The following is a 12,787-nucleotide window of genomic DNA, read 5'->3' on the forward strand; positions in this document are numbered from 1 at the left end:
GGCCATGACTGCCCGTGACCTGACATCCCAGAACACTGACAAATCCCAAGCGCTTCTTCAGCGTGCGCAGCGAGTAACTCCTGGTGGAGTGAACTCCCCAGTCCGCGCCTTCGGATCCGTGGGAGGCCAGGCGAGGTTCATTGCTTCGGCGAAAGGCTCGACGCTCACTGACGTTGACGGCAACGAGTACGTTGACCTGGTCAATTCCTGGGGTCCCATGATTCACGGCAACGCGCACCCAGACATCACCGCCGCCGTGGAAGCTGCTCTGAAGAAAGGTTTGTCGTTCGGAGCTCCTACGGAAGCCGAGGTCGAGCTCGCCCAGGCGATTATCGATCGCACCAGCGTCGAAGAAGTTCGCCTGGTCAACTCAGGCACTGAGGCCACCATGTCCGCCGTCCGCCTCGCCCGCGGATTTACCGGCCGCGCGAAGATCATCAAGTTCGATGGTTGCTACCACGGCCACGTCGATGCGCTTCTCGCTGCAGCTGGCTCCGGCGTAGCTACCTTCGCTCTCCCGGACTCCCCAGGTGTTACTGGCGCTCAGGCCGCCGACACGATCGTCGTCCCGTATAACGATCTGGACGCTGTGCGGAAGGCATTCGCTGACCACCCTGGAGAAATCGCAGCAATTATCACCGAGGCGGCAGCAGGAAACATGGGCACCGTCGCGCCACAGGAGGGCTTCAACGCAGCCCTGAAGGAGATCGCACACTCCGACGGCGCTTTGCTTATTATCGACGAAGTCATGACTGGCTTCCGTACCTCGTACTCCGGTTGGTTCGGAGTGGACCAGGTAGCCGGCGACCTCACCACCTTTGGCAAGGTCATTTCCGGAGGCCTGCCAGCAGCAGCATTTGGCGGTCGGGCTGACATTATGGAGCGCTTGGCGCCAAACGGCCCTGTTTACCAGGCAGGAACACTGTCGGGGAACCCAATCGCAATGGCATCGGGTCTAGCTTCCCTCAAGCTGGCCGCTGAGGATATCTACCCAACCCTCAACGCGAATGCGGACAAGCTCGACTCGCTGGTCAGCGAGGCCCTGAACCGCGAAGGCGTCGCCCACAACATCCAGCGCGCAGCAACAATGCTTTCGGTGCGTTTCGCGGAAGGAGAGGGGCGTAACTTCGCAGACATGCAGGCCGCCGATACCTTCCGCTTCGCGCCGTTTTTCCACGCACTGTTGGATCACGGTGTCTACGGTCCACCGAGTGCCTTTGAAACCTGGTTCGTGTCCACCGCGCTTACCGACGCAGACTTTGAGAAGATCGAAGCAGCATTGAAGCCTGCCGCTCAAGCTGCCGCAGCTGCTACTCCTGAAGGAGCCTAAAGCGCATGACCACAACTATCGTCCACTTGGTACGCCACGGTGAGGTGCACAACCCGGGCAAGATCCTCTACGGACGCATACCCGGCTATCACCTCTCCTCGCGCGGACAGTCGATGGCGGCAGCGGCTGCACAGTCGTTTGAGCGCCATGACGTGACCTACCTTGCAGCAAGCCCGCTGGAGCGTGCCCAAGAAACAGCAAGGCCATTTTCCCAGGTCACAAGCCTTCCCATCCAGACCGATGAGGACCTGATCGAGTCCGGCAACACCTTTGAGGGCCTGCGCACCAAGGGATGGCGCTCGCAGCTGTGGAACCCGATTCGCTGGCGACACATGACCAACCCGACGGTTCCGTCATGGGGCGAACCTTATGAAGAAATCCTCGCCCGCATGATGGACGCGATTGAGCGCGCTCGTATTGCGGCGGAAGGCCATGAGGCAATCTTGGTGTCGCACCAACTCCCGATCGTCATGGTCCAGCGCGCAGTCGCCGACAAACCGTTGCCCCACAATCCGCTTGATCGCCAGTGTGATTTGACTAGCGTGACCTCTCTGCTGTTTCGTGATGGCACACTGACCGAATCGTTTTACTCAACCCCAGCAAGAGATATCTAGATGCGCAAACGCTTAACCCTGGCGGCCACCATGCTGGTTGCCACGGTCACCTTGGCCGCCTGTGGCCAAGGCGACGCCCAGACGGAAACCTTCGCCTTCCACACTCCAGGTGGCAAGGTGGAGATCTTCTATGAGGAAGAAGACCGCGCTCCGCTGAAAAACTTCTCCGGCGAGTCTCTCATGGATGAGGGCAAAACCATCAGCCTCGACGACTACGAGGGTAAGATCGTCGTCCTCAACGCCTGGGGCCAATGGTGCGCACCGTGCCGCGCGGAAGTCGACGACCTCCAAGAGGCCCACGAAGCGCTTGGCGACGACGGCACCGTACTCGGCATCAACGTCCGCGACTACAACCCACAGATCGCGCGCGACTTTGCCACCGACAACGGCGTGACCTACCCGTCCGTCTATGATCCGCCGTTTAAAACAGCTGCAGCACTAGGCGGAATCCCAACTTCGGTCATCCCGACGACCATCGTTCTCGACAGTGAGCACCGGCCAGCAGCCGTATTCCTCCGTGAAGTGTCCGCTCAAGACATCCTTGACGTGACCAACGAGTTGAAGTAATTATGGGCGAACTTTTTGCCGACCTCGCTACCTCCGGTCCACTCCTACTCGGCATCCTCGCCGCGGCGCTCGCGGGTCTGGTGTCTTTTGCCTCCCCATGCGTAGTGCCCCTGGTTCCTGGCTATATGTCGTACCTCACCAGCATCGTGGGAGGCGAAATGACCTTCGACGACAAACACGGCCCAAAAGTAGGGAAGAAGCGCCAAGGTGCGGTCATAGGAGCAGCAATCCTGTTTGTGCTCGGTTTCTCAGTCGTGTTCGTGCTCATGTCAGTGACCGTGTTCGGCGCGGTCAGCGTGATCCAACTCAACCGCGACCTCTTGATGCGCATCGGTGGCGTGATCACGATCATCATGGGCTTCGTATTCATGGGCTGGATGCCAAGTATGCAAAAAGACACCCGCATGCAGCCGAAGAAGTGGACCACTTGGATCGGTGCCCCACTGCTGGGAGGCGTGTTCGCGCTGGGCTGGACTCCGTGCCTGGGCCCGACGCTCGCGGCAATTATCTCGGTATCCGTCGGCACGGAAGGCATGACCGCAGTCCGGGGGGTTGTGCTGATTTTGGCGTATTGCCTCGGCCTCGGCCTGCCCTTTGTCATCGTTGCGTTGGGATCGGCCAAGGCGATGAATGCCTTTGAATTCCTCCATCGCCACTCGCGAACTCTTCAGATCATCGGCGGAATCCTCATGATCATCGTGGGTATCGCCTTGCTCACCGGCGTATGGAACCACTTCATCAGCTGGTCTCAATCGTTGGTGGTGGACTTTGGTACAACGGCTATCTAAGCCATCATGGCAGAACGATGAGAAAGAAAGTGGGATGACGTGAGCACTATAATCACGTGGATCAAAAAGAGCTGGCACTGGCTCACCAGTATGCGCACCGCGCTCATCCTGCTCTTCCTGCTAGCACTTGTCTCCATCCCCGGTGCGCTCTTGCCACAACGTAGCGTGAGCGAAGTCCAAGTCAATGACTACCTGGATTCCAACCCGCGCATGGGCCAGATCTACGACAAGCTCCAGCTGTTCGACGTGTTCAGTTCCACCTGGTTCATCGCGATTGTCACGCTCTTGATGATTTCGCTGGTGGGGTGCATCCTTCCGCGCTCCAGCGAGCACTACAAAGCCACGAAAACCCCGCCGACGCGCGCCCCGAAATTCCTGCACAGGATGCCGTTGCACGCCGAGGGGGTCGTCGACAAGCCTCTCGACGTAGTCGCAGCGGACGCCAAGAAAAACCTGAAGCGCTGGCACACTGCCGAATACTCAGCTGACGACGACCGCGCGGGAGCCTACTCCATCGCAGCGGAGCGCGGCTACACCCGCGAGCTGATGAACTTGATCTTCCACATCGGCATCGTCGCGATGCTGGTGACGATCTTCTTTGGTCGCCTGTCCTACTACGAAGGCCAGGTCATCGTCGTGACCGAGTCCGGTTCGGAGAACGCGGTGCCCGTGGAGCAATCGCAAGAATTCTGCAACACGTCGCCGGCCAACTTTGACTCTTTCCGCGCTGGCGCACTTTTCGACGGCACGGGGCTGACCCCGTTCTGCTTCGTCTCGCACAACTTCAACGCCGACTACCTGCCGAACGGCCAGGCGAGCGACTTCACCTCCGATGTTTCGTATGCGCTTGGCGACGACATCACCTCCGACCCCGATACCTGGGAAAAATACCAGCTCAGCGTGAACCATCCATTGCGCATTGGCGGTGACCGCGTCTACTTGCAGGGCCACGGGTTTGCCCCACAAGTCACCGTGACGTGGCCGAACGGCGAGAAGCGCACGCAGATGATCCAGTTCCGCCCGGATGATCCGACGTTCTTCCTGTCGTCAGGCGTGTTGCGATTTGACCCTCCAGCGGGCATGTACCCGGACTTGTTTGAACGTCGCCAGAACCAAATCGCCATCGAAGGTCTCTTCGCGCCCACCGCGCAGTGGGAAGGGGCAAACGGTGACCTGCTCACTTCCTCGTACCCGTCGATGGAAGACCCAGCCATGGCCATCGACATCTACCGCGGCGACGCGGGACTCGACTCAGGTCGCCCGCAGAACATCTTCGTGTTGGACCAGTCGCTCATTGCCAATGGTCAACTACAAAAGGTCGATCGCGTGAACCTCCAGCCGGGCGACGAGGTCACCATCGACGGCGATATCAAGGTGCGCTTCGACGGCGCGGCCGAATATGCCAACTACCAGATCTCCCGCGACCCCTCGCAAGGCTGGGTGCTCGTATCCAGCGTGGCGATGCTCGCGGGACTGATTGGATCGTTGATGATTAAGCGCCGACGCATCTGGGTGCGCCTGCGCCCTGATGAGGCAACAGGAGGCACCCTGGTGGAACTAGGCGGCCTAGCGCGCACCGACCGCGCGGGATGGACCGGTGAATTCGAGGAAATCGCTGGAAAGATCCTTGGCCGCGTGGACGATGAAGACGAAAGCGACGACTTCGACCTCGAGGAAGACTAACTCCGTAATCGGGGTTGACAAGCGCAAACCTCTTGGTCTCAGGTGGGCCGTGGGGTAGGGTATGGCGCAGAGTTTTCCTTTTTGAAAGGCCGGAAGTCTTCCATGCTTGTAAACACCGATCTGGCAAATCTTTCCGATTTGTCGTTCCGCACCGCGTTTGTGATCTACATCGTCGCGTTGGTGCTCTCGCTCATCCACTACGGACGCATTCAGTCCGTGATCGATATGCGTCGCCTACGCGACACCAAAGCAGAGGTCGATGCGAAAGAGCTGGTGGTAGCGGGCACGGGGTCGTCGACAAGCGATAGCTTCAATGAGGCACACGGGCTTATCGACGAGCCCTTCGACCAAGAGCTTTACGACAAGCGCCTAGCCGGTGCGAAGAAATTCTCCGGCATGGCGCAGGCAATGGTGTGGTTCGGTATTGCACTGCATGTTGTGTCGGTGATCACCCGAGGGCTAGCGACTAAGCGTTTCCCACTGGGCAACATGTACGAGTACATCCTGGTGATGACCGCACTGGCTATGGTAATTGCGGCTGTTGTGGCGCAGAAGAAGAACTGGCACACCATGTGGCCGTGGCTGTTGACACCAATGGTGATTTTGATGTTCTTCAACTCCACTGTGCTGTACGCCCAGGCGGCACCGCTTGTGCCTGCGCTGAACTCGTACTGGTTACCTGTCCACGTGTCATCGGTGTCGATTGGCGCGTCGATCGGTCTGGTCTCTGGTGTGTTCTCCTTGCTGTACCTGCTGCGCATTTGGCAGCCGAAGGGGAAGGAGCGTGGCTTCTTCGGCGCGGTGGCCAAGCCGCTGCCAAGCGCAAAGACGCTGGATTCGCTGGCCTATAAAACCGCGATTGTTACCCTGCCGGTCTTCGGCATTGGTATTCTGCTCGGTGCGATTTGGGCTGAGGCCGCGTGGGGACGCCCATGGGGCTGGGATCCGAAGGAAACCGTCTCGCTGATCACCTGGATCCTGTACGCGGCGTACCTGCACGCGCGCGCCACCGCTGGCTGGAAGAACTACAAGGCCGCGTGGATCAACGTGTTGGCGCTGGCCACCTCGATTTTCAACCTCTTCTTTATCAACATGGTGGTGTCCGGCTTGCACTCTTACGCTGGTCTGAACTAGTTCTGCATCACGCTGGGCCACGAGGAATCTCCTCGTGGCCCATTCTTGTTTGCAACACGCATAAGGTTTTACTTTTCGAATCAAGTCAAGCTGACCTGTAAGGTGGGCGTTATGCATTAATCGGGATGAGTTTGTCCCGGGTCTATAGAAAGGAACAGACGCTATGGCTGGACCACGAAATAAGACTGGCAAACCAGCAAGCGAAGACCCAGTGCTCATTGAGCTGGGCGAGCTTCTTGCTTCACGACGACGCGCCTCCGGACGCCTCCAACAAGAAGTAGCGGACAGTGCAGGAGTTTCTCGCTCCACGCTGCACACCATTGAACATGGTGGCGCGGGTGTGCGTTTTGAAAAAATCGTTGCCGTTGCAGATGCACTGGGACTAAAGGTGCAGTTCGTGGAGAAGAGCCACTAAGACTCAGGCGGATTGTCTGAGTCTGGGAGATCTTCGCCGAACTTCTTTCGTAGTTCTTCTTCCTCACGAGCTCGTCGCTCAGCTTCTTCGCGCGCACGTCGCTCTTTGAAGCGGGTTTTCTCGATATTCCACAGGAACTCTTCGTCGTCGTCTGGGCCCTTAATCGCGGGTGGTTGATTGGCCTCAGCAGATTGAAAACGCTGCTGGCTGCCTGGTCCGAACGCGCGCCACAAAAGCCAGACAGCCAAGAGCACTAGTAGAAAAAGAAAAACTCGTCCCATATCCAACACCATACGTGGTTTCGATTTACCACTTTTGTTTGAGTAGGGTTGAGGTTTGTGGCTACCCCTGAGAAGAAAACTGATACCCCGGAACTCGATCCGGCGGTACGCTCGCGCGCAAACAAGGCCGTCGCGATCTACGGATTGTTGCGCCTTGGTCTGTTCATAGCGCTAACGATCGTCATCCAGGTTCTCGCCCTGCTTCTCGGTGCGCCAGTACCAATCGTGATCTCGGCGCTATTGGCCCTGATCGTCGCCTTCCCGCTATCCATGTTGATGTTTCGCAAGCAGCGCGTTGAGGCGACCAACGCCGTGGCCGAGTGGTCCGCGAAGCGCAAGGCGAAGAAGGAATGGGTACGCCAGGAGCTTGCCGAGCGCTAGTTAATTTCCAAACAGTAGCGCGATCACGATCATCGCAGGTAGTGCCGCAAAGGTCGTAATGAAAACCGTGTCGCGGGCGACGATCTCGCCGCGCTGATAGGTCGCCGCGTAGTTGTAGACGTTTTGCGCGGTCGGCAGCGCGGAGAGAATCACGCCGGCGTAGAGCAAATTGTTCGGCAGGCCAAGTGCCATGCCCACCGCCCATGCGATAAGTGGCATCACGGCGATCTTCAACGCCGACGCCGTCAGAATCGCCGGCCGGTCCGGCTTGTGATCCAGCACGGCACCGCCACGCAGTGACGCGCCGAAACTCATCAAGATCATCGGGATCGAAGCACCACCGAGGATCTCAATTGGTGCCAGCACAGGCTCCGGCACCGTCCAGTTCATCCCCGCCACGACAAGTCCTACAAGTGGCGAAATCACCACGGGGGAAAGAACACCCGTGCGGATCGCATCGCCGATCTTTCGGGCACGCGAGCCAGTCCCGGACTCATCGAACGTCAGCCCCGCGATCACAAAAGGCGTAAACAGGACCATCTGCATCACTAGCACGGGGATGACCCACGTTGCATCTCCAATCACGTAGATGGAGATCGGAAGGCCAATATTCACCGAGTTGAAATAGCTTGCCGACGACGCCCCCGCCGAAGTCGTGGGCACGCCTTGGCGGAAGAAGATCGCGGAGAAGACCCAATACAGCACCGCGGTGGCAACTGTGGCGATGAGAACCACGAGCACGACGGGGGAGAAGAAGGTCGATAGGTCCGACTTCACCACGGAGCTAAATAGCAACGAAGGGGTGGCAGCGTAGAACGCCACCTTGTTGAACATCAGGCGCTGCTTGCCGGGCGGGATCACGCCTTTCCTTGCGAGCAGATATCCGGTGCCGATGACCGCGAAGATGATCGCGAACCCCGTGATGACTGAGAGCATGCCGCATTTCTCTTTCCGTATTATTTCCGTCAAGTAATGTTTCTGCTTGGAGGCGATTCAATGGAACCACGCTGGCGATTGTTAATCACGTATGTACTCGTATCCACAGTACTTCTGTTGGTTTCGCCCGTTTTTGGGCCACTGGGGTGGGCCGTCCCGCTGGTTGTTCTTAATCCAGTGCTGACTCTTCTGCTGTCGTGGCGAGATACGGCTCAACGCGGTTTTACTTGGTGGTGGTTTATGATTCCCCCCTTGACTGGTGTGGTCCAAGCACTCATATTGATGAATGCTTCCGCCATCCCGTTCTCTACTTTGCTTTTTATCGGCGCTGCTCTCGGTGTCGGACTGGGTGCTATAAGCAGACGCCGAACAATGGCAGTTAAAAAGACATGATCGCGAAGGCGGTCAGTACGTCAAGCATGCGTTAGCGCATCCCACCGAAGAACAGCGCCACTGCGGTGAGTACAGCCCAGGCGAGCATCGCCTTGCCGTTGATACCCAGGACTGGGATGAGCTCCTTGCCTTGTGCGCCACGCAGTACCGTCAACACGCCGTGCAGCGCTAGCGGCAGCGCAAGAAATCCAACCAACACTGGGGTGTACGCAGCCGCCATGAATAAGCTCATCGCAAAGGGAACCATGGACAGCACTGCGAAGACGATGCGGGCTGCCTTGTCGCCCAAGCGTACCGCCATGGTGATCTTTCCGGCCTCCGCGTCGGAGGGAATATCGCGGATATTGTTAGCCAGATTCACTGATGCAGAGATCGAGCCGATGCCCACAGCCGACGCAAGACCCACCCATGACACCGCGCCGGCTTGCGTGTATTCCGTGCCCAGCACCGCAACGAGGCCGAAGAAGATGAACACCGCGACCTCGCCGAGCCCGCGGTAGCCATAAGGGTTCTTGCCACCGGTGTAGAACCAAGCGCCGGCGATACACAGTGCGCCGATCAAGATGAACCACCATGCCGACCACAACGACAAGATGATGCCGGCGATCCCCGCCACACCGAAGCACGCGAATGCAGCCAACTTCACGTGCTCTGGCGCAGCCAGTCCCGAACCTGTAAGCCGAGTCGGTCCGGTGCGGTCCTCGTCGGTGCCGCGGATTCCGTCGGAGTAATCGTTGGCATAGTTCACGCCGATAATCAGAGCCCACGCCACGATCAGCGCGAGGATCGCCCGCCCAAAATGAGCCCCGCCCTGAAACGCAGCTGCGCCACTGCCAACAACTACTGGAGATATCGCATTGGCCCATGTGTGCGGGCGGGCCGCCTCCCACCAGTCGTGTCGCGTTGCGGGGTACTTTGAGCTGTGAGGACTCTGTGTCATGTCTTCTATCATGCTCCAGAACATCAAAATGGGCTAACAGTCGGGCTATTATATGGGTTTATGTGGATCGACTATGTACTGCGTCAAGTGGGCAGCTCTCTGTCAACCGGTTTTAAGGTTGCAGATTTGTTGCTTACCTCGCGGTCGTCGTCACGCATGATCCCACATAGTGGCGACACCGTCATCTCACTCACCACCCACGGCCCCCGCCTGCGCACGGTGTATCTGACTATCGAGTCGCTGATCCAAGGCACCCAGCGCGCCCCGATCATTTTGTGGCTTGATCGCGACGATTACGAAGGTGTGTGGCCGAAAACGCTGCGCAACCTCGTTGAACGCGGGTTGCAGGTGCGCTGCTCGGACGGACTTTACGGGCCGCACACGAAATACTGGGGTACTTTCCGCGAGCTCGCCGGTTCCGGCATCCGCGTAGTCACCGTCGACGACGACATGATCTACCCGACGTGGTTCCTAGAGAAACTCCTCATCGCCGCCGAGGCCAGCCCCGATTGCGTCGTCGCCTACCGCACCCACGCCATGAAGCTTGACGACGAAGGCCTGCTTCCCTACAAATACTGGAAGCCCACGATGGATACCGAGCCATCACGGTTGAACTTCTTCACCGGTGTCTCCGGTGTGGCGTACCCGCCGTCGATGGTGAGCTTCGTCGTCGAGCAAGGTGACGTTTTCTTGCAGTGCACCCCGCGCGCCGACGACGTCTGGCTCAATGCCTGCGCGCTGCGCTCCGGCCATCTTGCCCGCCAGGTGTACAACCACCCGCGCGACTTCGCGGTGATTCCATCGACGCAGCTCAGTGCCCTAGTTGTGGGGAACACCCTCATGGGCGGCAACGACGAGCAAATCGCGCTGACTTATCGTCCGCGCGATATTTCCTCGCTGATCGACGCCCACACGCTCGAACTCGATCGCGCTTAGGCGAATAGCTCCGAGACTTTCTGACGGTCGACCTTGCCGGGGCCGATCACCGGCATCGCGTCGAGGTGCACAATATCCTTTGGGATCTGCCAGCGTGGTAACTCATCCAACGCTTCCAGCAGATCCGCCCGCGTTGCAGAACCCGTGTACGCTGCGACGATCCGTTGGCCAAGGCGTTCGTCCGGCGCTCCCACTACACACGCCGAATCCACTCCATCCAGTGCCAACATGAATTTTTCCAGCACTTCGGGGTGCAGTTTCAATCCACCGGAGTCGATCACTGCGTCGAGGCGACCGGTGACGGTGAGGTGGTCGTCGTCAAGCGTGCCTCCGTCGGAGGTGGCGAACCAGCCGGGGTGCTCGAAAGCCTCGTGCTCTGGAAGGTTGCGATAGCCGTGCGCGATCATGGGGCCGCCGAGGTAGATCCGGCCGTTCCGAACACGGACCTGCGCGCCGGCGATTGGCTGACCGTCGTAGACGCAGCCGCCTGCAGTTTCCGACGACCCGTACGTGGTTACCACCTTGACACGCAGCTTGCGGGCAGAGTCGAGCACCTTCGGACTGGTGGCAGCCCCGCCCACGAGAATCGCATCGAAGAGCCGTAGCGCGTCGATGCCTTGGAGCGTATCCATGGCTTTCGATAGCTGCATCGGGGTCAGCGAGGTGTAGCAGCGATCGCCGGTGCTATTGAGCTCCTGGGCTAGGTACGCGAATTCAGCGACGTCGAACCCATGGGTGAGGTCGCATGCTGCGGGCTCCACGCCTGCGATGAGGCTGCGGACCAGCACTTGGATTCCCGCGATGTGGTGGGCTGGCATCGCTAATAACCATTGGCCTGGCCCACCAAGATACTGATGAGTCGCATCCGCGCTGGCTACAAGGTTCGCCGGGGTGAGCTGTGCGCCCTTTGGGGTGCCGGTAGAGCCGGAGGTAGAGACGACGAGCGCGATGCGGTCATCGATATCGCGCCCGGCCTTGAGCGTGTTCTTGAGCAAGTTGGTTCGCACCGAGTCGTTCGCAGGTACTGGGAGGAGGGAGCGCTGACCGGCAATGGCTTCCTCGAGATCATCAAGGATCGCAGTAGGGTGTGCCGGGTCGACGGGGAGAACTTCAAGAACGTGCTTCACATGTGTTGATGCTAGCCGGTTAGCGGTTGGGGTTCGCTAGATCATCCAGGTTGTGGGGTAGCTCGCGAAACTCGGGCAGCGGGGTGGACGATTCTTCGTCGACAAGCACCATCGTGCGCTGCACAAGTAGGGACGGCTGTTCAAAAGGTGTCTGCATGCCCGTTGTATCCAGCGGCCACCAGTTGAACTGGGTAAACGACACGAAGTCGAGTTCCACTTCACCCATCACCGACGAAAACCGGGTGGTCATCCAGGCTGCGGCGAAATCGGCGCTGACTGTGGTAATCCCACTGTAGGTGGTTGCGTTGGCGGCTTCCTCGGGCACAGGTTCTTTCAAACCGGTGAAAATCATCTCGAACGGCACCTGGCCATCCAGCACCCACGTATAGGTGGCCAAATTCTGCGCAAACTCGTGCGCTGGGGAGTTCTCTCGCAGCAACATCGCGCCCGACTGCATCTCGGAGACACCCTGTACGGCGACGGTCACGTCTTCCCACGCCTCGGGCATTTGCCAAAAGGTCTCAGCGGTGCCGAACCCATACGGCGAGATGCCCGTCACTTTGATGTTGTAGTGGTCTAGCCGATCCGCAAGAAAGTTTGTCATGGAATTCAGGGTAGCGGTTAGGGCTGGCTTACCAGTGAAGCGTCGCCATTGTGTGGCAAAAGTGCAGGTAAGGATAGGCTTTCAATGCTTGTTGAGGCGTCACCAAAGGCGTAAGTTCTGCCCTATGTTCACCATGATCGCTGGTATCCCCGCTCATCCACTCTTCGTTCACGGCTCCGTAGTTCTCATTCCACTTACCGCACTTCTTGGGATTTTGTGGGCGCTCGTGCCCCGCTTCCGTACGTTGCTTCGCTGGCCGACGATGATCGGCGTGGCAGTCAGCGTTATCGCCCTTATCCTGACTCGCACGACTGGTGAAGCTCTTGTGCCTGTGAACGAGCCTGGCATCCACGAGGCTTATGCCAACGCATTCACCGTGGCCACCGGCTTGATGGTGCTGTTGCTGATTGCGCTGGCGGTGATGCTCGGTCGCGACATGTGGGCCAAGACTTGGGGTGTAGTCGTGCGTTGGCTGGTCGCTGTGTCCGCGGTCGCGGTGCTGGTGACCTCGGTTCTTGCCGGGCACTCGGGCGCTCAGCTTGTTTGGAAAGACGAGGCTGCGCGCATCGAGGCAGTTCTGGAGACATCCGCCAGCTAATCCGCACAATGGTTGCCGTTTGGTGGCTTTGCGACGACCCGCGGGCCGGTAAAACGGCAG

15 protein-coding genes are annotated in these 12,787 nt (G+C 58.9%); 10 read left to right on the forward strand and 5 right to left on the reverse strand.

All coding sequences use genetic code 11. From position 1 onward, the window contains the following. Nucleotides 1-4 precede the first annotated feature (4 nt). The 7 genes from hemL (at nt 5) to QP027_RS01130 (ending at nt 6,531) form a co-directional block, all read left to right on the forward strand. Entirely contained in the window at nt 5-1,330 is a 1,326-nt protein-coding gene (gene hemL / locus QP027_RS01100; RefSeq protein ID WP_284825351.1) for a glutamate-1-semialdehyde 2,1-aminomutase, read from the forward strand. Nucleotides 1,331-1,335: 5 nt separating this feature from the next. After that, on the forward strand, nt 1,336-1,944 hold the full coding sequence (locus QP027_RS01105) for a histidine phosphatase family protein (RefSeq protein WP_284825352.1): 609 nt from the start codon (nt 1,336-1,338) through the stop codon (nt 1,942-1,944). Further along, the gene (locus QP027_RS01110; RefSeq protein WP_284825353.1) at nt 1,945-2,511 is read left to right on the forward strand and encodes a TlpA disulfide reductase family protein; all 567 of its coding nucleotides are present in this window, start codon (nt 1,945-1,947) and stop codon (nt 2,509-2,511) included. It abuts the gene before it with no gap. A 2-nt stretch (nt 2,512-2,513) separates the two neighbouring features. Continuing rightward, entirely contained in the window at nt 2,514-3,299 is a 786-nt protein-coding gene (locus tag QP027_RS01115) for a cytochrome c biogenesis CcdA family protein (RefSeq protein WP_284825354.1), read from the forward strand. 90 nt (nt 3,300-3,389) lie between these two features. Further along, nucleotides 3,390-4,982: a cytochrome c biogenesis protein ResB gene (locus QP027_RS01120; RefSeq protein ID WP_432418615.1), complete on the forward strand. Its 1,593-nt coding sequence runs from the start codon at nt 3,390-3,392 to the stop codon at nt 4,980-4,982. Between the two features lie 102 nt (nt 4,983-5,084). Then, nucleotides 5,085-6,116, forward strand: a complete 1,032-nt coding sequence (ccsB, locus tag QP027_RS01125) for a c-type cytochrome biogenesis protein CcsB (RefSeq protein WP_284825356.1) — start codon at nt 5,085-5,087, stop codon at nt 6,114-6,116. 163 nt (nt 6,117-6,279) lie between these two features. Continuing rightward, nucleotides 6,280-6,531, forward strand: a complete 252-nt coding sequence (locus tag QP027_RS01130) for a helix-turn-helix domain-containing protein (RefSeq protein WP_284825357.1) — start codon at nt 6,280-6,282, stop codon at nt 6,529-6,531. On the opposite strand, the gene QP027_RS01135 is transcribed toward QP027_RS01130, so the two are convergent. Continuing rightward, nucleotides 6,528-6,812: a hypothetical protein gene (locus QP027_RS01135; protein ID WP_284825358.1), complete on the reverse strand. Its 285-nt coding sequence runs from the start codon at nt 6,810-6,812 to the stop codon at nt 6,528-6,530. The genes QP027_RS01130 and QP027_RS01135 overlap by 4 nt on opposite strands. A 57-nt stretch (nt 6,813-6,869) precedes the next feature. Between QP027_RS01135 and QP027_RS01140 the strand changes: the two genes are divergently transcribed. Next, complete coding sequence (locus QP027_RS01140; protein ID WP_284825359.1) at nt 6,870-7,193, forward strand: DUF4229 domain-containing protein; 324 nt, start codon at nt 6,870-6,872, stop codon at nt 7,191-7,193. Here QP027_RS01140 and QP027_RS01145 read toward each other — a convergent pair whose 3' ends face one another. Then, nucleotides 7,194-8,129 carry an AEC family transporter gene (locus tag QP027_RS01145; protein WP_284825360.1) on the reverse strand — a complete coding sequence of 312 codons (936 nt, stop codon included), beginning with the start codon at nt 8,127-8,129 and terminating at the stop codon, nt 7,194-7,196. 424 nt (nt 8,130-8,553) lie between these two features. Further along, nucleotides 8,554-9,462 carry a 1,4-dihydroxy-2-naphthoate polyprenyltransferase gene (locus tag QP027_RS01150; protein ID WP_284825361.1) on the reverse strand — a complete coding sequence of 303 codons (909 nt, stop codon included), beginning with the start codon at nt 9,460-9,462 and terminating at the stop codon, nt 8,554-8,556. 60 nt (nt 9,463-9,522) lie between these two features. Between QP027_RS01150 and QP027_RS01155 the strand changes: the two genes are divergently transcribed. Next, nucleotides 9,523-10,398 carry a glycosyltransferase gene (locus QP027_RS01155; protein WP_284825362.1) on the forward strand — a complete coding sequence of 292 codons (876 nt, stop codon included), beginning with the start codon at nt 9,523-9,525 and terminating at the stop codon, nt 10,396-10,398. Here the strand turns inward: QP027_RS01155 and menE are convergent. Then, nucleotides 10,395-11,525, reverse strand: coding sequence for an o-succinylbenzoate--CoA ligase (gene menE, locus QP027_RS01160; protein ID WP_284825363.1), 1,131 nt, complete (start codon nt 11,523-11,525; stop codon nt 10,395-10,397). The two genes, QP027_RS01155 and menE, sit on opposite strands and share 4 nt — an antisense overlap. A 19-nt stretch (nt 11,526-11,544) precedes the next feature. Continuing rightward, nucleotides 11,545-12,129 (reverse strand): hypothetical protein, encoded by a 585-nt coding sequence (locus QP027_RS01165; RefSeq protein WP_284825364.1) that lies wholly within the window; start codon nt 12,127-12,129, stop codon nt 11,545-11,547. 124 nt (nt 12,130-12,253) lie between these two features. Between QP027_RS01165 and QP027_RS01170 the strand changes: the two genes are divergently transcribed. Continuing rightward, on the forward strand, nt 12,254-12,727 hold the full coding sequence (locus tag QP027_RS01170) for a DUF2231 domain-containing protein (RefSeq protein WP_284825365.1): 474 nt from the start codon (nt 12,254-12,256) through the stop codon (nt 12,725-12,727). Nucleotides 12,728-12,787 lie beyond the last annotated feature (60 nt).

The organism is Corynebacterium breve (assembly GCF_030252165.1).
Taxonomy (GTDB): Bacteria; Actinomycetota; Actinomycetes; order Mycobacteriales; family Mycobacteriaceae; genus Corynebacterium; species Corynebacterium breve.